Source organism: Nocardia sp. NPDC004573 (assembly GCF_053602135.1).
This window is the reverse complement of the sequence record NZ_JBSGDA010000002.1, coordinates 370209-391241: the sequence shown is the minus strand read 5'-3', so window position 1 is coordinate 391241 and position 21033 is coordinate 370209. Positions and strand designations below refer to the sequence as shown.

General features: G+C 71.2%; 3 protein-coding genes (1 of these 3 cut by a window edge). All 3 read left to right on the top strand.

The window, feature by feature from the left end; genetic code table 11:
- Tightly spaced (each overlapping or abutting the next), the 3 genes in view from ACWEKR_RS05075 to ACWEKR_RS05065 form a layout consistent with a single transcriptional unit that may run on beyond the window.
- On the top strand, nt 1-7001 hold the end of the coding sequence (locus tag ACWEKR_RS05075; RefSeq protein WP_452353376.1) for an SDR family NAD(P)-dependent oxidoreductase. Its footprint begins 14524 nt before the window's first position; only the last 7001 of its 21525 coding nucleotides appear in the window; its start codon lies beyond the left edge, outside the window; its stop codon occupies nt 6999-7001.
- Nucleotides 6998-19162 carry an SDR family NAD(P)-dependent oxidoreductase gene (locus tag ACWEKR_RS05070; RefSeq protein ID WP_452353375.1) on the top strand — a complete coding sequence of 4055 codons (12165 nt, stop codon included), beginning with the start codon at nt 6998-7000 and terminating at the stop codon, nt 19160-19162. Before ACWEKR_RS05075 ends, ACWEKR_RS05070 begins: the two co-directional genes overlap by 4 nt.
- Nucleotides 19159-21033, top strand: coding sequence for a thioesterase domain-containing protein (locus ACWEKR_RS05065; protein ID WP_452353374.1), 1875 nt, complete (start codon nt 19159-19161; stop codon nt 21031-21033). The genes ACWEKR_RS05070 and ACWEKR_RS05065 overlap by 4 nt, the downstream gene beginning before the upstream one ends.

Sequence of the window (21033 nt, the reverse complement as noted above, 5' to 3'; positions counted from 1 at the left end):
GCGCTGTGCACCTCGTGCAGGCCGCCGCGGCGGCCGGGGAACCCGCGGTGTGGCTGGTCACCCGGTACGGGCAGCGGGTCGGTTCCACCGATCCGGTGGCGCCCGAGCAGTCCGCGCTGTGGGGCTTCGCCCGCAGTGCGCAGCTCGAGCACCGCGAAATGGGTTGCCGCGTACTGGATATCGATCAGGTGACCGATGCCGGAACCGTCGCCGACGCACTCGTCGTCCCCGACGCGCCACGCCAGCTCGCGCTGCGTCAGGGACGTCGTCGCGTGCCGCGGCTCGTTCCGATGCAAGCCGTGCCGGACGAGTCGGTTTCCGGAGCGGGACGGACCGTCCTCATCACCGGCGGGCTCGGCGGAGTCGGCTTGCGACTGGCCCGCTGGCTCGTCGACCGGGGGTGGCAGGAGCTGGTGCTCGCGGGGCGGTCGGCGCCGGACGCGCGAGCCCGCTCGGCCATCGCCGAACTGCGGGAGCGTGGCGCCCGGATCCGGGTGCGGTCGCTCGACGTCGCCGATCGCGACGCCGTCGCGGCCACGCTGGCATGGATCGACCGCGAGCTGCCGCCGCTGGCCGGAGTGGCCCATCTGGCCGGGGTGCTGGACGACGGCGTGATCGCCGAGCAGACGGCCGCGCGGGTCGGGCGCGTCCTCGCACCGAAGACCTTCGGGGCATGGCACCTGCACGAACTGACGGCGGATCGCTCCCTGCGTTTCTTCCTGTTGTTCTCCTCGGCCGCGGCGGTGGTCGGTTTGCCCGGCCAGTCGAGCTACGGCGCCGCCAACGCCTTCCTCGACGGCGTGGCCGAGTCGCGCAGCTCCTCGGGCTCGCCCGCGCTGTCGATCGCGTGGGGCCCGTGGGCGGACACCGGCATGGTCGAGCAGCTCGACAGCGGCGCCGTACAGCGGCTGGCCCGCCGTGGTTACGGGATGCTGCGCCCCGCGCAGGCGTTGGACATACTGGCCCGCCTGATCGGTTCCCCGACACCGGCGGTCACGGCGATGCCGCTCGCGCTTGCGGAAACGACCGGGGCCGACGTGCCGGATGTGCTGCTGGATTTCGCCGCGCCGGTCGAGAACGTGGCCGTGCCAACCGATACCGCCGAACTGTCCGACAGGATGGAGGCTCTCGTGCGGCGCTGCCTGGGGTTGGCGCCCGGTGACGATCTGGATCGTCCGCTGCACGAACTGGGGCTGGACTCGGTGGCGGCGCTCGAGATCCGCGATGAACTGTCGCGCTCCAGCGGTCACCGCCTGCCCGCCACGCTGGCTTTCGAGTACCCCACTCCGCGCGCGGTGGTCGGCCTGCTGGTGCGGCTGGGCTCCGCCGCCGATCCGTCCGCGCCGCCGTCGGTCGAGAGCCGTGGCGATTCCTCCGATCGGGCGGCGGCGCGGACGCCCACGAGGACTTCGACCGCATCGAACGGAGCCGTAGCTGCTCGATCGCAGGCTGCGGGCGAGGGTTTCGCCGCGCACACCGACGGGCCGGGCGCGAACGGTGCGGCGAGCGCGATCGAGCGCCCGCCCATGAACGACACTCGGCCCGCCTCGCGGCCGATGACCCGGCACGTTTCGGACAACCCGGCCGCCTTTGATGCGGCCGAGGCCTCGAGTTCCGGCCACCCCAGCGGCGCGGTAGGAGATATCGCGATCGTGGGCGTCAGCGGACGCTACCCGGGTGCGAAGGGTCTCGACGAGTACTGGCGGGTGCTGATCGAGGGACGCGACTGCGTGACCGAGATCCCCCGCGACCGTTGGGATCACACCCGCTATTTCGTTCCGGACCGGAACAACCCGTTCACCGCCTACACCAAATGGGGCGGATTCCTCGACGACGTCGACTGCTTCGACCCGCTGTTCTTCGCGATCTCCCCGCGCGAGGCGGAGATCCTGGACCCGCAGGAGCGGCTGTTCCTGCAAACCGCATGGGCCGCATTGGAAGACGCCGGGCACTCCCGGGCCGATCTGGCGCGCGGCGGCCTGCGCCCGGAACAGGCCGGTGTGTTCGTCGGCGTCATGTGGGGCACCTACCAGATGTTCGGGGCCGAGGAGTCCCGGCTCGGGCGCGGCACGTTGCCCGGGTCGACGTTCTGGAGCATCCCCAACCGTGTCTCGCACGCCCTGGACTTCCAAGGGCCGAGCATGGCGGTGGACACCGCCTGCTCGTCCTCGCTGACCGCGCTGCACCTGGCCTGCCAGAGCATCCGCACCGGCGAATGCAGGCTGGCGGTGGTCGGCGGGGTCAATCTGTCACTGCACCCCTACAAATTCGTCGCCCTCAGCCAAGGGCAGTTCGCCTCCACCGACGGCCGCTGCCGCTCCTTCGGCGCGGGCGGCGACGGATATGTGGCCGGCGAGGGTGTCGGGGCGATGGTGCTGCGGCCGCTGGCCGACGCCGAAGCCGACGGCGACACCATCTACGGCGTCATCAAGGGTTCGGCCATCAACCACGGCGGCCGAGTCAACGGGTTCACGGTGCCCAATCCCGACGTGCAGGCGGCGGTGATCCGTTCCGCGCTGCGCGCGGGCGGCGTCGATCCGGCGTCGGTGTCCTACGTCGAAGCGCACGGCACCGGCACCGCACTGGGCGATCCGATCGAAATCGCGGGTCTGGCCAAAGTTTTCGGTCGGTCGGGTGTGTCGGAGCTGCCGATCGGTTCGGTGAAGTCCAATGTCGGCCACCTCGAGGCGGCCGCCGGTGTCGCGGCGCTGACGAAGGTGCTGCTGCAGATGCGCCATCGGACCATCGTGCCGTCCCTGCACGCCACGCCGCCCAACCCGAATATCGACTTCGCGGCCACCCCGTTCCGGATCCCGGCCCAGCCGCTGCCCTGGCCAGGCGGCGATCCGGCGCGGCCGCGCCGGGCGACGGTGAGCTCGTTCGGCGCGGGCGGGGCGAACGCGAACGTGGTGATCGAAGAGTATGTCGACCGCAGGCCGCCGACCCGGTTCAGCGGCGGGCAGGTCGTCCCGGTCTCCGCACGCGATCGCGAGCGCCTCGCGGAGTACGTGGCCGCACTCGACGGTTACCTCGCCGCGCAGCAGCCGAACCTCGCCGATCTGGCCTACACCATGCAGGTGGGCCGTCAGGCGGGCCGCGCTCGCGCCGCGTTCGTCGCACGGGACGTCGACCAGTTGCGCGCCGCCGTCCGCGCGTGGGTCGATGACGCACCCGGCGCCAGGGCGTGCCTGGATGCGGGGGAGGATTCCCGGATCGCGCGCTGGCTCGGCGGCGGCGACATCGACTGGGCGACCGTTCGTGATCCCGGACCTCGACGCCGTATTCCCGCGCCCACGTATCCGTTCGCGCGTGAGCGGTACTGGATTCCGGACCTCACGCCTGCGCCCGGGTCAGATTCCGTGCCGGCCCTGCGGAGCGCTCCGACCGCGGGAACCGTTGCCGCGCCGCAGTTCACGACGAGTCGGCAGGCCGGAGCGGGCACCGACCCGGTGGCACAGTCCGCACTCGCAGAGCCGTCCACGTCCGGGCCTGACCTCGCGTCGCTGCCACAACAATCAGCGGCGAATCTCGTCCTCGGGCCCCAGCCCGCTCTCGATCCGAGGTATGCGCGCCCGCCGGAATCGCCGCAACTCGCGTCAGGGCAATGGTCCGACGCCGCGCCGCCGCCACTTCCGGCGGACCATCCGGCAGCGGAATCCGGGCCGGCGCAATCCGCGTCGGCCGCGTGGCCCGCACCCGCTCCACAGCCTGCGCCGACCCGGCAAACCGCCTTGCCGGAACGTCGATTGCTGATCCCGGTCTGGCGGGAAACTCCGCTGCCTTCCGGTGACCTGCGCGATCGCCGCGCCTTGGTGGTGTACGACGCGCGCACCCCGCAGCCGCTGATCGAAGCGCTCGTCGACGCGGTGGGCGATCCCGGCCGTCTGGTGCGCCTGTCGGACTTGCCGGGAGACCTGAACCGTGACGACTTCGGCGCGGGCGCCGCGCTCGGCCGGGAGCTGGCGGCGCGATATCCCGGCACCGACTGCGTGCTCGACGTGGGCGACCTCGTTCCCGCGCCGGCGGGTCGGCCCACCGGCGACCTCGGCCGGATGGGGCTGTATCAGGGTGTGATCGAGGCGCGCACCGGTGCGCTCGCGCTGGTGCACGTCGCGGCGGGACATCCCGGCGCCGACGGACCGGAGTCGGCGCCGCTGGGTGGTCTGGTCGCGGCGCTCGCCGAGGAGATCCGTGACGTGCGCACACGCAGCGTCCATGTGGTCGCCGAGCGCGCGGCGGTGTGCGCCGATCCCACGCGATTGCTGGCGATCCTCGGCGCGGAGTGCGCCGAGGACAGCGCCCCGCGGGTGCGGTACCGCAACGGAAGACGCGAAGCCGTGGAACTCGCCGACGCCAGGCCGCGCGCCGGTCTCGTGGTGGATCCCGCTCGCACCTATGTGGTGAGCGGGGGTACCCGTGGGCTCGGCGCGGAGTTCGTGGCGGCGCTGGTCGAACGCGGAGCGCGCCGCGTGGCCGTCCTCGGCCGGGAAACACTACCCCCGGAAGCGGACTGGGACCGGGTGGCCGCAGGCTCCGGGCCCGTGGCCGGCAAGGTGCGGCGGCTGGTCGCGTTGCGCGATCGCGGCGTCGCGGTGCGGACCTACTTCGGCAGTCTCACCGACGAGACGGCGTTGTCCGGCTTCTTCGAACGCGTGCGGCGCGAACTGGGTCCGATCGGCGGCGTGCTGCACTGCGCGGGCAGCGTCTCCGGTGAGAGTCCGGCGTTCGTGCGCAAGACCGGACCCGCCGTCGCGACCGTGCTCGAACCCAAGCTGGCGGGCACGGCGGTCCTCGCCGACGTACTGGCCGCCGACCGTCCGGATTTCTTCGTGTTGTTCTCCTCGGTGTCGGCGGTGCTGCCCGGTCTGGCGGTGGGCCTGTCGGACTACGCGATGGCCAACGCGCACCTCGACCGCTTCGCCGAAGCCCAGCACGCCGTCGGACGGCCGTATTTCCGGTCGATCGAATGGCCCTCGTTCCGCGGCACCGGTTTCGGTGAGGTGACCAGCGCGGCCTACCGGGCCACCGGGCTTCCGGCGCTGAGCGCCGCGGAGGGTTTCGAGCTGCTGGACGCGGTCCTCGGCCTGCCGGATCCGGTGGTTTTGCCGTATCACGGTGCGGCACTGACCCTTTCGACACGCACGAGTCGCCTCGCACCGCAGGCTGTCCCGGCGGCGCGGCCCATGGCGGCGAACGGATCCGCGGCGGCGTATCAGGAACTGTTGCAGATCTTCTCCGACGAATTGAAACTCGCTCCGGCCCGTTTCGAGGGTGACAAGCGGTTCGAGGAGTACGGCGCGGACTCGGTGCTGATCGCCTCTGCGGTGCGCCGGATCGAGCAGGTCGTCGGCCAGCCCTTCGACCCGGCACTGGTGCTGGAATTCCCGACGCTGGACGCGCTGGCGGGGCTGTTGACCGAACAGTACCCGGAACGTTTCGCGGCGGCCCCGGCTGCCGAAACGCAGCGGACGCCGAGCGCTCCGCAGCCCGCGGAACAAACGCGGGAGTCGCGTCCCACCACAGCCGCCTGGGCCGCCGATGCCCGCCGCGGCCGGGCCGCCGAGCCGATCGCCGTGATCGGCATCGGTTGCCGCCTGCCGGGCGGGGACACTCCGGACGCGTTCTGGCGTCTGCTCGCCACCGGCGCCTCCGGCATCCGCGAGGTGGACCCGGCTCGCTGGGATCCTGCCCGCTTCTACCGCCCGACCGGCGGACCCGGACTGACCAACAGCAAGTGGGGCGGATTCGTCGACGGCGTCGATCTGTTCGATCCGGAGTACTTCGGGGTCACCGACGAACTGGCCTGGCAGATGGACCCGTTGCAGCGGTTGCTGCTCGAGACCTCGGTGCTGGCCACCACCGACGCCGGATACCGGCGCGAGGAACTGGCGGGCAAACGGGTCGGCGTCTACGCGGGCAGCCGGGCGGCGAACTACTTCCACCGGATCCCGATACCGGACCGGCACACCGTCATCGGCATCGGCCAGAACTTCATCGCCGCGCGCATCTCCGACTATTTCGACTGGCACGCGGGCAACGTCGTGCTCGACAGCGCGTGCTCGTCGTCGCTGCTGTCGGTGCATCTGGCCTGCCAGGCACTGCGCTCGGGCGAGGTGGACGCCGCGCTGGCCGGCGGGGTGGAGGTGCTGCTCGACGAGATGCCGTTCGTCACCCTGTCTGCGGCGGGCGTGCTCTCACCCCACGGACGGTGTGCGACTTTCTCCGAGGACGCCGACGGTTTCGTACCGGGCGAGGGCGCGGCGCTGCTGCTGCTCAAGCGGCTCGACGACGCGCTCGCCGACGGCGATCGGGTCTACGCGGTGCTGCGCGGCTCGGCGATCGGCAACGACGGGCACACCATGGGTATCACCACACCGAACATGCGGGCGCAGATCGAGGTGGTCACCGCGGCGCTCGAGGTAGCGGGCATGTCGCCGGACGCGCTGTCGTATCTGGAAGCGCACGGCACCGGAACCATGATCGGCGACCCCATCGAGCTGAAGGGGCTGGCGACCGTGCTGGGCGACCGGTCGCGCGGTCCGGAGCCGTGCGCGGTCGGCAGCGTGAAAACCAATATCGGACATCTGCTTTCCGCGGCGGGCATCGCCGGAGCGGTCAAGACCATCCTGGCCGTCCACCACGCGGCGCTGCCGCCGTCGCTGCACTGCGACAACCTCAATCCGCGTTTCAAGTTCACCGGTTCGCCCTTGCAGGTCAATCGGGAACTGCGCCCGTGGCGGCCCGCCGACGGCAGGCCCCGCGCGGCGGGCGTCAGCTCGTTCGGCTTCGGGGGCACCAATGCCCACCTCGTCATCGAGCAGGCACCCGACGGGCACCGGCCGACGCGCCGTCCCCTGGATCCACCCGCATTCCGCAAGAGGAGCTTCATGCTGCCGAAAACGGTTCCCAGCACATCGACGGAGCCCGCGCCGCGGATCGTGGTGCCGATGACGACGAGCGCCCCCGCACCGTCGTTCCTCCGGGTGGAGCCGCTGGTATGAGCGGGATCGACCTGAACAGCTTCGCCACCACCCTGCGGGCCGAGGACCCGGTGGTGCGTGACCACCGAGTGCACGGTGTACGGATCCTGCCGGGTGTGGTGTATCTCGACATGATCCTGCGCGCGGCGATGGCGGCCGGGTACCAGCCCGGTGACCTGACGATCCGGGAAGCGTTGTTCCAGCGTCCGGTCGCCCTCGCCGACGACGGCGCGGCGCGCATCGCGTTCCGGGTCGATCGCCCGACCGGCCGAGTCGCCATCGACGTGCAGCGCTTGGATGCCGTGGGCGTGCCCGTCGGGGCGGTGGAGCCGGTCGCGGAATGCGTTGTACAGCAGACGGAGTCAGCAGGGCAGCCGCGAGGAATCGATGTCACCGGATTCCGGGCGTCGGCGGGGGAGCGCGGAATCGCCGAGATGTATGCCCAGAGCGGGAGCCGGGGTATCGAGCATCGCGCGTTCATGCGCGCCACCGGGCATTTCGCCCGCCGAGACGACGTGGTCACCGCGACGCTGGCGCTCGGCCCCGAGGCAGCCGCGCATCTCCCCGGCTTCCTGCTGCATCCCACCTTCTTGGACGCCTCCACGATCGTGCCGTTCATCGACCCGCACCGGCTCGGCGTGGACGCCGACAGCGCGTTCATCCCGATCTACTTCGGTGACGTCCGCGCCTGGCGGGCCACTCCCGAGGAGGTCTTCGTGCGGGCCTCGCTCCGCGGCGGGCAGGGTGGGGATCTGCTCGAAGCCGAAGTGGCGCTCTACGATCCGGACGGGTCACCGGTGGCGCGGTATCGGCTGACATCCAAGCGTGTGCGTGGCAGCGCGGACATCCAGCGGTTGCTGACCCAGCCGGACGTGGCGTCCCCGCAGCGACCGGCCGCGCCCACCGCTGTGTCCGCGCCCACCGCCCCGGGCGACGCGCGTGCGATGATCACCGCCGACTTGGCCGCACTCGTCGCGGGCGAACTCGGCGCCGAGCCCGCAGGCATCGCGACGGACGTGGGCTTCTACGAACTCGGCCTGGATTCCGGTCGCCTGCTGCGATTGACCGCGGAACTGGAGGCCCGGGTCGGCGAGCCGCTCTACCCGACATTGTTGTTCGAATACCAGACCATCGAGGCGCTCGCCGGGCACCTCACCGACACCGTCGGCGCGAACTACCGACCGGGTGACACCGCCGTCCCGGCGGCGGCGCCTGTCGGAACGAATGCCAATCCCACTGAATCAGTCTCGAGCGCAACACTATCGACTACCAGCGCCCAGGCATCGGAAACAGTCGCCACGCCGGTGGCATCCGCCCCGCCCTCAGCGGCGGAGGATCTGATCACCTTCGGATTCGACTGGGAACCCGACCCCACCGCGCACGCACGTCGCGAACCGGCCGCTTTGCTCGTCTTCGATACCACTGACCACCCTTACCCGCACGGCGCGGCCACGGTCGTCCGCGTTCGCCCCGGCAACGAGTTCCTGGCGGGAGCAGACGGGTTCGACGTCGACCCGGCGAACCCAGAGCACATGGAGCGGCTGGTCGCTCAACTGGCATCCCGGCGGGTGCGCTTCGATGCCGCGGTGTATCTGTGGCCCGAAGCGGTGACCGAGACCGACCCGCAAGCCTTGGTCGAACGGGTGTATCTGCCGCTGCGTGACCTGCTGCGCGCGGCCGCCTCGGCGCCCGAACCGCCGATGCGGCGGATCCTCGCTCTCACGCCCGCCACCCGCGCCGGTGAATCGAGTTGCGCCCTCCTGGGCGGTTTGGCACGCACACTGCGGCTCGAGCAGCCACAACCGATCCTGCGGGCCGTTCAGCGCGAGCCCGGCGGTGCGATCGAGGACATCGTGGCCGTCGAACTCGGCGTCGACGAACGTGACTTCGCCACCGAGATCCGCTATCTCGGCGGGCGACGCCAGATCCGCCGATCCCGGCTGATCGCCGACACCCCGAGGTCCGGGGGCACGGTGCCGCGCCCGGGGTCGGTTGTCGTGATCACCGGGGGATTCGGCGGAATCGGCAGGCAGCTGGCCCGCCGCCTCGCCACCGCATACCGGGCCCGGATGGTGCTGGTATCGCGCCGTCCGCTCGACGCGGCGGCCGCCGAGCTGCTCGCCGAACTCGGCGACCTCGGCGCGGAAGCCGTGCACGTACGCGCCGACGTGTCGGTGGCCGCGGACGCCGACCGGGTCGCCGCGATCGCGCACGCCACGTTCGGCCCCGTCGAGGTGCTCTATCACGGCGCCGGACAGCTGCGCGACGGACTGCTGGCGGGCACCGGCCGTGACGACGCGATATCGGTGCTGGCGCCGAAGGTCTACGGCGTCACACACCTGGCACGGGCGCTGCCGGAGGTCCGCCTGACGGTGTTGTTCTCCTCCGTCTCCGCGGTGCTGGGCAACCCGGGGCAAGCGGATTATGCGGCGGCCAACCGCTATCTGGATGTCTTCGCCGAACAGCGCGATCAGGCCGGAAGCAGAACCATCAGTGTCGGTTGGCCGTTGTGGGCCGAGGGCGGCATGCGTCCACCCGCCGAACAGATCGCCGCGCTGCGGCGGGCCGGTGTGGGACTGCTGCCGACCGCGACCGGACTGGACCTGCTGTTGTCCTGCGCCACGCTGAACCGAGCGCACTCGGCGGCGGTATGGGGCGAGCCCGAGGCGCTGCGCGCACGACTCCAACCGGCAGCCGCGCGGCCGACCGCCACCGTCACCGAGCCCGCACCGGCCGGGCATCGCCCGTCCGTCGCGGAGCCCATCGCGATCGTCGGAATCAGCGGTCGCTACCCGGACGCGGAGGACATCGAGGAGTTCTGGCGCAACCTGCGCGACGGACACGACGCGGTCGGCCCCGTCCCCGCCGAACGCTGGTGGCTCACCGCCGCTCGCGACGCGCCCGGCGCGCCCCCGATGATCGGCGGATTCCTGCGTGACGTCGGTGGTTTCGACCCGCAGTTCTTCCGCATCCCACCCGTCCAGGCGCCGCTGCTGGACCCCCAGGAGCGGCTGTTCCTGCAGCAGGCGTACGCGGCGCTGGAGCACGCCGGCTACCACCACACCGATCCGGCAGTGCGGGATCGCCGCGTCGGCGTGTTCGTAGGCTCCACCTGGAGCGACTACCGATTGCTCGGGGTCGCGGCCGGCCGCCAAGGCGATCCGGTCGCGGTGGCCTCGATCCCGTCGTCCATCGCCAACCGCACCTCCTACACTCTCGGCCTGCGCGGGCCGAGCCTCACCGTGGACACCGCCTGCTCGGCGTCGCTGACCGCGCTGCACCTGGCGCGGCGCAGCCTGCTCGACGGCGAATGCGACGCGGCGCTCGTCGGCGGGGTGAATCTGCTGCTGCACGAGGACAAATTCCTGCTGCTGCACAGCTTGGGCATGATGTCCGGCACCGGACGGTGCCGACCCTTCGCCGCCGCGGCCGACGGTTACGTGCCCGGCGAAGGGGTCGGCGCCTTGTATCTGAAACCGCTGTCGGCCGCCCGCGCCGACGGCGACACCATTCACGGGCTGATCCTGGGCAGCGCGGTCAACCACGGTGGCCAGACGTCCGGATACAGCGTGCCGCACCCCGGCGCGCAGGCCGAGGTGATCGGTGAGGCCCTGAGCGCGGCCGGGGTCGACCCCGCCGCGATCGACTACCTCGAGGCGCACGGCACGGGAACCCCGCTCGGCGACCCGATCGAAATCGCCGGACTGGCCGCCGCTTTCGGCGGATCTCCCGACAGCGGGCGCTTCCGCGCCCTGGGGTCGACGAAGTCGAACATCGGCCACTTGGAAGCCGCTGCGGGCGTCGCGGGCCTGACCCGGGTGCTGTTGCAGATACGTCACGGCCGGATCGCGCCGACACTGCATGCCGAACAAGCCAATCCGGCCATCGCCTTCGACTCCGTGCCGTTCCGCCTACCACGCGAAGTGCAGGAGTGGCCGCGCCGCACCGTCGACGGCGTCGCCGTGGCGCGTCACGCCGGCATCAGCGCGTTCGGCGCGGGCGGCGCCAACGCCCATGTGGTGCTCGCCGAATACCTCGACGACCGGGTCCGCCCGGCCGCCACGGGCGAACCGGAGATCTTCGTGCTGTCGGCGCGCACCCCGGAGCGACTGCGCCGGTACGCCGAGACCATGGCCCGGCACTTCCGCACCCTCGACCCCGCGGATTTCCGTGACGCGGTGCGCACCTTGCAGGTGGGCAGGCCCGCCCTGGCGCACCGCCTGGCGGTGGTCGCGTCCGCACCTGCCGAGGTGGCCGACGCGCTCGACCAGTTCCGCACCGACCAGCTCGGACCCGTGGTCACGGGCGCCGTCGACGCGCAGACCCGGCCGCCGCTCTCCGCGCCCCCGGACGACGACCAGGAGCTGGCCCGCCAGTGGGTTGCGGGCGCGGAGGTCGACTGGCGTGGGCGCGGCGGGCCGTGGCGTCGGATCCCGTTGCCCGGCTATCCCTTCGAACGCGCCGATTACTGGATCATCGCACCGCCGCGATCGGGCTTCGACGCCGCGGTGGAGCGGTTCGAGGCGGCCGTCGAGCCCGCGGGCGTCGTGGAGCCCGGCAAGGCCGAACTCGGCCGTTACGCGGCGATGCGGCTGTTCGCCACGCTCGCCGGCATGGGGCTCACGCCGGGGGAGTGGACCGCGCGGTCGGTGGACGCGCGCCTGGGCGTACGACCGGAGTTCGACCGGCTGCGCACCAGTTGCCTGGACATCCTCCGGCGGCACGAGCTGGTGCGCTCGCAGGACGGCCGGATCGTGGTTCCCGGCCCGCCACCCGGCACCGGCGGGATGCGCGCCGACCTGCTCGCGCGTTTCCCGGAAACCCAGCCGTACGTCGCGTTGCTGGACGCCTGCCTGACCGCGTATCCGCGCGTCCTGCGCGGCGAGCTGTCCGCGACGGAGGTGCTGTTCCCCGGCGGCGACCTCGAACTGGTGGGCGCGATCTACCGTGGCAACGCCGCCTACGATTTCACCAACGGCTTGCTCGCCGCGCTGGTGTCGGCGGTAGCGCAGCGGCCGGGCCCGGCGCGGCCGCTGCGCGTCATCGAAATCGGCGCGGGGACCGGTGGTTCCACGCACGCGGTGCTCGACGCGCTCACCGAGCGCGGGATCGCGTTCGACTATCTCTACACCGACGTCTCGCACAGTTTCGTCGCGCACGGACGACGCACCTTCGGCAACCGCGAGAATCTTCGTTTCGCGGTGCTGGACATCGAAGCCGATCCGGTCGCGCAGGGATTCCCCGCGCACGAAGCCGACCTGGTGCTCTGCGCCAACGTCCTGCACGCGACGCGGTCGATCGACGCGACGCTGCGCAACGTCCGGCGGCTGCTGACGCCCGGCGGTGTGCTCGCGTGCACGGAGGCGACCACCGACCTCGAGGTCCTCGCGCTGACTTTCGGGCTGCTGGAGGGCTGGCACGCCTACCGCGATCCGGAGGCGCGGCTTCCGCACTCGCCGTTGCTGTCCGAGTCGCAATGGAACACAGCGCTGGCCGCGGCGGGTTTCACCGGGATCCGCTCGTGGGGGCCCGGCCTGTCCATGGACCCGGAGCCGAGTTTCCGGCTGCTGGCCGCCGTCAGCGCCTCCGTGCCCGCCGTCGCGCAGTCTCGCTCGACGGTCGCCGCCGCCGCGGAATTGCACGTGGAGCCTGCGCTCGTCTCCGGTGTGCAGTCCCAGCCGACAGTTGCCGCCGATCCGCAGGTCCAACCCACAGTCGCCGACTTGCAGGGCCAGCCCACGGCTGTCTCCGGCGTGCAGTCCCAGCCGACGGTCGCCGCCGAACCGCAGGTCCAACCCGCGCTTGCCGTGGAATCGGCCCCCGTTGCGCCGCTCCACCCAGCAGGCGCCGCCCGACCAGCGGCCGAGGCGCGGACCGAATCCACGGTGACCGCACCTGCACAGCCCGGCACTGCGCAGGCGCTCGAGGCCGAGCTCGCGGCCATCGTCGCCGACGGGCTCGGTGTGGCACGCAGCGAGGTGCGGGTGGATTTGCCGCTTTCGGAGTATGGGGTCGACTCCATTCTCGCGGTGAAGATCATCGACCGGGTCAACGCGCGGTACGGCTCGGCGCTGCGCCCCACGGTGGTGTTCGACCATCCGTCGGTACGGCTGCTCAGCGCTCGCCTGGCCCAAGAGGGCGCCGAGGCGACGAGCGCATCCGTGGCGACGGCGCCCGCCCGGACGGCTCCCGTCTCCGACGTGCCGACGCCCGGCGCCCGAACCGCCGCCGAGCGGCCCAGCGAGAGGTCGGCATCAATGGACATCGCCATCATCGGCATGTCCGGGCAATTCCCGGGCGCGGCGAACCTCGACGAGTTCTGGCGCAATCTCGCCGCCGGGCACGACGCGGTGAGCGAGATCCCCGCGACGCGCTGGCCGATCGCCGACCACTTCCGGCCGGGGCCCGCCATACCGGGCAAGACCTACTCCAAGTGGGGCGGCTTCCTCGACGGCGTCGAGGAGTTCGATCCGGCGTTCTTCGACCTGGTACCCGCCGAAGCCGACTACATGGACCCGCAGCAGCGGTTGTTCCTGGAACACAGCTGGCTGGCCCTGGAAGACGCCGCCATCGATCCGAAGTCGTTGCGGCGCACCCGATGCGGCGTGTTCGCCGGATCACCGGGGTCGGACTACGCCACCCTGCTGCGCAACCGTGGCACGGTCGGCTCCCATCACCTGTTCACCGGCAACAGCCCGGCCGTCCTGCCCGCCCGGGTGGCGTATCACCTGGATCTGACCGGTCCGTGCCTGGGGTTGGACACCGCGTGCTCCTCCGCGCTGGTCGCGCTGCATCAAGCCTGCCGCAGCCTCGCCTCGGGCGAGTCGGAACTCGCGCTGGCCGGTGGGGTCGCGGTGTTCGTGACGCCCGAATACCACCTGCTCGCCTCGTCGATGGGCATGCTGTCGCCGCGCGGGCGGTGCGCGAGTTTCGACGCCGGCGCCGACGGTTTCGTGATCGCCGAGGGCGTCGGTGTGGTCGTGCTCAAGCCGCTGGCCGCCGCTGAACGCGACGGCGACCCGATCCACGGGGTGATCCGCGGGATCGGCATCAATCACGACGGCCGCACCAATGGCATCACCGCGCCGAGCGTGCGCTCGCAAACCGAACTGGAACTGGCGGTGTATCGCGACGGCGGGATCGATCCGTCCACCATCGGCTACGTCGAAACACACGGCACGGGGACGCGGTTGGGCGATCCGATCGAGATCGAAGCGCTCACCGCCGCCTTCCGCCGCTACACCGGCGCGGTCGGCGCCATCCCGGTGGGATCGGTGAAATCCAACATCGGGCACGCCTCGCATGCCGCGGGCATGGCCAGCCTGTTCAAGGTGCTGCTGGCGATGCACGCGCGACAGTTGCCGCCGTCGCTGCACGTCGCCGCGGTGAATCCGCTGCTGGGGCTGGCGGATTCGCCGTTCTTCGTCAACACCGGACTGCGCGCGTGGGACGGTTCGCCGCGGCGCGCCGCGATCAGTTCCTTCGGATTCAGCGGCACCAACGCGCACCTGGTGGTCGACGACGCACCGGCCGCGGCAGCCGCCGGGGCTGCGGCGCCGGGCGCACCGCAGGTGGTCGTGCTCTCCGCGCGCAGTGCGACGAGCTTGACCCGAATGGCACGCTCTCTGCGCAGGCATCTGTCCGCGCATCCGGATGCGGTGCTCGCGGACGTCGCGCGCACGCTGGCGTTCGGGCGCAGCGGCTTCGAGCATCGCCTCGCGGTGGTCGCGGACACGGTGGACGCCCTCGTGGCCCGGCTCGCCGCCTTCGCCGAGGGTGATCGGCCCGCCGGGGTCTTCACCGGCACGATCGACGCGCCCGCCGACCGAACCGGAGCCACCGTGCTGAACGACCCGGCAGCGACGGCGCACGCGTGGGTCGACGGGGTCCAGGTCGAATTCGCGGGCTGGACCGATCCGGCCGCGCGCCGTATTCACCTGCCCGGTTACGAGTTCGACCGGGAAAGGTGCTGGGCGCCGGAGGTGGATGCGTCTTCGTCCACCCGGCCGGCTGCGGTCGGGCGCTCGCCGCAAGGGGGCTTCCAACCGGCCGACAGCGAAGCCCCGGCCCGCGCCGCGATGCGTGCACCGGCCCCCTCGACCGGCGCGCGAAAGCTACAGGCGTCCGACACCGCCGACGGGACGCTTCCCGCCCCGCCCACGGTCGAGCCGGTTCCCGAACACCTCTCGGCACCGATGCAGAGTGCCGAAGAGACACCCGCGACGGCTGCTCCGCCCAACGACAGCCTGCTTCGGAACGGAGCCGACCACCCGGCGCACGGATTCGCGTCGCCTGATGCCGGGTCCACGTCGTCGGGTTCCCTGCCCGTGCGGCAGTCCGCCGAGACCTATCTCAAAGGTCTGCTCGCCGAATACTGCCGGCTCGACCCGCAACGGATCCGTACCCGTATCCCGTTGCAGGACTATGGCATCGACTCGGTCCTGATCAGCAAGATGAACGACCGGTTGGAAACCGATTTCGGCCCGCTGCCGAGCACCCTGTTCTTCGAATACCAGACCGTCCGCGACCTCGCGGGCTATCTCGCCGACGAGCACGCGCCGCGACTGGCCGTGCTCACCGATGCGAAGCCCGAGACGATTTCGCCCGGCGACGTCGTCGCACCCGCGCACACGGCCGTACCCGCCTCCGCCCCCGGCAGCGCGGACGACGCCCAGGACATCGCCGTCATCGGCATGGCGGGCAAGTTCCCGATGGCAGGGGACATCGAAGAATTCTGGGCCAATCTGGTCGCCGGCCGCGACTGCATCGTCGAGGTCCCACCGCAACGCTGGGACCACCGCGAATACCTCTCCGACGACCCGGACGAACCCGGCACCACCTACGCGCGCTGGGGCGGATTCCTCGACGACGTGGACAAGTTCGACGCCCGCTTCTTCGGCATCACCCCCAAGGACGCCGAAGAGATGGACCCGCAACAACGGCTGTTCCTGGAAACATCCTGGGCCGCGCTGGAAGACGCGGGCTACTCGCCGGATCGCGTGCGCCGCAGCGCCGCGGCGCGCGGCCTGCCCGATGCCGGAGTCTTCGCCGGGGTGGGTTACGCCGAATACCAGGCGTTCGTCGGCGTGCCGATCTCGGGATACTTCGCGGTGGCGAACCGGGTCTCCTACCACCTCGGCTTCACCGGCCCCAGTCTCGCGGTGGACACCGCGTGCTCGGCGTCGCTGACGGCGCTGCATCTGGCATGCGAGAGCCTGCGCCGCGGCGAAGCGGCCTACGCCTTGGCCGGCGGGGTGAACGTGTCGATCCACCCCGGCAAATACTTGCTGCTGGGCTACGGCCGCTGGGCTTCCACCGACGGCCGCTGCCGGTCGTTCGGAGCGGGCGGCGACGGCTACGTGCCGGGTGAGGGTGTGGTCACCCTTGTGCTCAAACCGCTGCGGCACGCCCGCGCCGACGGTGACCGCATCCACGGCGTGATCCGGGGCAGCACGCTCAACCACGGCGGACGCACGAACGGTTTCACCGTGCCCAACCCCGTGGCCCAAGCCGATCTCATCGGCCGGGCGCTGACCGCGGCGCGCGTCGAGGCAGGCGACATCGGCTATGTGGAAGCCCACGGCACCGGGACCGCGCTGGGCGATCCCATCGAGATCGCCGCGCTGACCAAGGCGTATCGCCGCTCGACGGCCGAGCGCGGCTACTGCGGCATCGGTTCGGCGAAATCCGGTGTGGGGCACTTGGAGGCAGCGGCGGGCGCGGCGGGCGTGGTGAAGGCACTGCTGCAATTGCGCCACGACACCATCGCGCCGAACCTGCACAGCGACCCGCCGAACCCGGGAATCGACTTCGCGGCCACACCGTTCCGCGTCATCGATCGGGCCACGCCGTGGCCGCGCCCCGGCGATGCCAAGCCGCGCGTCACCGCCGTCAGCTCGTTCGGTGCGGGCGGATCGAACGCCCACCTGATCCTCACCGACGCCGAGCCCATCGCACCCACCCCCGAGGACGGACGACCGAGAATCGTGGTGCTGTCGGCGCGCGATGCCGACCGGCTCGCGGAACTGGCCGCCCGTACCGCCGACCGGTTGCGCGACAATCCGCTGTCGCTGCCCGACGTGGCGTGGACGCTGGCCGTCGGCCGGGCCGCGTTCGACCATCGCCTCGCGGTGGTGGCCACCTCCACGGCCGAACTGGTCGCCTTGCTCGACAGCACCGCCGATGCCGGCGTCCCCGCGCCCGCCGAGGGTCTGCTGGTCTTCCACGGCGTGGCACGCACCCACCGCGACCTCGACGAACTGCCCGGCGAGTCGGACGCCGACCGCGCCGAGGTGCGCGCGCTGCTGCGCTCGGGCAACCTGCCGCGGGTGGCCGAATTGTGGGCCGGCGGATGGACCGTGGACTGGGAACAGGGCTACGAGCAGCCCTTCGGCCGGATCGTCGGCCTGCCCGGCTATCCGTTCGCGCGGCGCAGGTACTGGATCGTGCCCGAGGATTACCGCAGACGCACGCACCCGGCGACGCAGGTGGTCGCGAAAACGGTGGTCGCACAGGAAGCCGAACCGCCGCAGCCACAGCTGCGCAACGGCCACGCCACCAATGGCAATGCGAACCAGACGAGTCCGAGCGAACCGGTCGAGACACCGGCGCTCGTTTCTCCCGAATCATCCTGTACCGAGCCGTCCGGCGACGAATCAGACATCGCGTTGCGCGATCGGCTCGCCGAGCACATCCGCGACATCTTCGCCGATCTCACCAAGACCGACCCGGACGACCTCGATCTCGACGCCGAGTTCGCCGACTTCGGTTTCGACTCGGTGGCCACCGTCCGGATGCTCAACCGCCTGATGAAGCACTACGACGTGAAGATCCCGGCGGAGTCGACCGAGCTGTATCCGACCATCGCGTCGCTGTCGCGCTATCTGGTGTCCGAAGGCATCATCACCGGCGTGGCGCGGGAGCAGGGCCCGCGCCCCACCACGGTCGCCGCGGCCACGGCGGCGCAGCAGGACATCCCCGTGGTGACCATGGACGCCCCCATCCCGGTGCGGTCGGTGTTCATCACCGGCGTCACCGGCGTGCTGGGCGGCAAACTGCTGCACGATCTGCTCACCCGCACCGATGTGCGGGTGACCTGCTTGGTGCGCGGGAAGACCGTGGCCGCGGCCGAGCGCCGGATCAAGCATTTCCTCGGCACCTACGATCCGGAAGCGACCCTCGACGAGGCGTTCGCCGAACGCGTCACCACGGTGCTCGGCGACGTCTCCAGTGAACGACTGGGCTTGGACGAGGTCGCCTGGGGGCGCCTGGCCGACGACGTGGACCTCACCATCCACGCCGCGGGCCGCACCACCTTGGTCACCTTCTACGACGCGCTGGCCCCGATCAATGTCGAAGGCACCCGCCGCGCCGTGGAATTCGCGTTGCGCTCGCGCGGCAAGTACCTGCTGTACGTGTCGAGCTTCAGCGCGCTGGGCGACCGGCTCAACTTCAACAACCCGCCGTTCACCGAGCGAGATCTCGAACTGGGCCAGGGTTACGACCACCTGCCCTATCAGCAGACGAAGTACGAGTCGGAGAAACTGATCCGGGCGGCGAGCGAGAGCGGACTGCTGTGGGACATCGTGCGCCCGGGAAACATCATGGGCGACAGCCGCACCGGCCGTTACCCGTTCTCCGAGGTCAGCGTCAAAGGCGCGTACTACGACATCCTCAAGACGATGATCGAGACCGGCGAGACGATGCTGACGCCGGTGCACTGGGACATCACCCCGGTCGACTACGTCAGCGCCGCGATGGTGCACATCGCCACGCAGCGTCCCACCTATCGGGAGACCTACCACCTGACCAATCCGGACATCCGCCGCTATTACGACGTGGTGCGCTATGTCCAGCGCGCCGGGTACGAGGTGGATCTGGTGCCGCTCGAGGAATTCCATCGCAGGGCCACCGACCGGCAGATCTACCGGCTGGGCACCGACGAGGTCTACGACAGCCAGACCCTGGAGATGTTCAAGTACGGCATCGAGTTGTTCGGCACGATCCACTACGAGGAAAGCTCCTACGCCGACTGCGCCTACACCCGGCGGGTGCTCGGCGCGGCGGGCATCGACTGCCCGCCGACCGAGGACCTGGTGCGGACCTACCTCGCGCACTGCGCCGAGGTCGGCTACATTCCCGCGCCGCGCGGGGCCGAACCGACCGCGGAGGTGCTGCGATGAGCGCCGAGTACACGGTCGTCTTCCCGGGCCAAGGCGCCCAGCGGACCGGGATGGGCGCGGACTTCTGCGCCGAATTCCCGGTCGCACGCGACACCTTCGCCGAGGCGAGCGACGCGGTGGGCGAGGACCTGCTGCGGATCTGCGCCGAGCGGGATCCGCGACTGCATCGCACGGAGTACACCCAGCCGTGTGTGCTGACGATGGAGATCGCCGCCTACCGGGTGCTGGTGACCGAATTCAGCAGTAGGGCGGTAGCTTTCGGCGGGCACAGTCTCGGCGAGTACGCGGCGCTGGTCGCGGCGGGCGTCGTCGAACTCGCCGACGGTGTGCGGCTGGTGCGCAGCCGGGGCGCGCTGATGCAACGCGCGGCGCCGGAGGGCGCGGGTGCGATGGCCGCGCTGATCCTGCCGGGCATCGCCGGCACCGGTGTGGCCGAACTGGTGGCCGAGGCGGGCGCCGAGGTGGCCAACGACAATTCGACCGACCAGCTGGTCATCAGCGGGGCGCGCGACGCGATCTCGGCCGCGCGCGTCGTGCTCGCGCAACGTCATCCGGATCTGCGGTTCGTTCCGCTGCGGGTGAGCGCGCCGTTCCACTCCCGCTGGATGCGCGGGATCGAGGCCGAATTCGCCGGACACCTCGCCGACTGCGCGCCGCGGATGCGCGTCGAGCGCGCGGTCGCGGTGACCTCGAACTACACCGGGGAGTTCCACCGGCCCGAAACCGTTGCCGAGCATCTGGTCCGCCAGATCTCGGCGCCGGTGCGCTGGACCGCGAACATGCGCGCACTACTGCGCATGGGCACACCGCGCTACGAGGTCGGTCCGTCCGCGCCGCTGTCGAAGTTCTTCGCGACGTTGGGTGCACCGGTTACCCGGATCGCGACGGTCGGTGATCTGCGTGCGCTGCTCGACGAATCGGCCGCGACCACCGCTGGGGCCGCGTCTGTTTCGAATTCGGCGGCACCACCGGCCGTGCCCGAGCTCGGAAGCATCACGGCCGACGATCTCGCCGTAACGGTGACACCTTCGGCCACCATCGAACCGGAACCCGCTGCGGTGAAGATTGCTCCGGCTGCGGTCGCGCCGTCGGCCGCACCCGTCGAACCGCGCCCGACCGAGGCGGGCGGGCTGACCATCCACCGCAAGACCGCGGGCGCCCCGGCCCTGCGGTTGTTCTGCTGGCCGTTCGCCGGGGGCAAAGCCGCCGCCTACACCCCGTGGCGGCGCAGCCTGCCCGACTGGGTGGAGCTCTGCGTGATCGAACTGCCCGCCCGGCAGCGGCATCTGGCGCAGACACCGATCCGCCGCTTCACCGACCTCGTCGACGTCGCGCTGGCCCGGGTGCTGCCGCTGACCGATCTGCCGTTCGCCTTCTTCGGCCACAGTCTCGGCGCGCTGACCGCCTACGAGGTCGCCCGCCGGCTACCCGAGGGCATCGCGCCGCGGGCGCTGTTGCTCGGCGGCGCGGTGGCCCCGCACCTACCGAGGCCGGGGCGCCTGTCGCAACTGCCGGATCACGAGTTCGCCGCCGCGGTCGGCCATTACGGCGGGATCCCGCCGGAGGTGCGCGAGACCCCGGAGGTGATGGCGCTGTTCCTGCCCGCGCTGCGCAGCGACTTCGAGATCTTCGACGACTACCGTTTCGCCCCCGCCGCCGCGCCGACGTGCCCGGCCCACCTGTTCGGCGGCCGCGACGACCGTCAGGTCGCGGTCACCCAGTTGGAGGCCTGGCGCGACGTGCTGCCGGGGCTGCGCTCCACCGAGCTGCTGCCCGGCGGTCATTTCTTTCTCGTGGAGCAGCGCGCCGCGCTGCTCGACTCGCTCGCGGACAAGCTCGCCGCTGTCCGCCCCGACGCGGTCTCCGCTTGA

What these genes read in the sequence shown, in the direction of transcription:
- ACWEKR_RS05065 (WP_452353374.1), top strand. Translation starts at nt 19,159, where the DNA reads ATGAGCGCCGAGTACACGGTCGTCTTCCCGGGCCAAGGCGCCCAGCGG.
- ACWEKR_RS05070 (WP_452353375.1), top strand. Translation starts at nt 6,998, where the DNA reads ATGAGCGGGATCGACCTGAACAGCTTCGCCACCACCCTGCGGGCCGAG.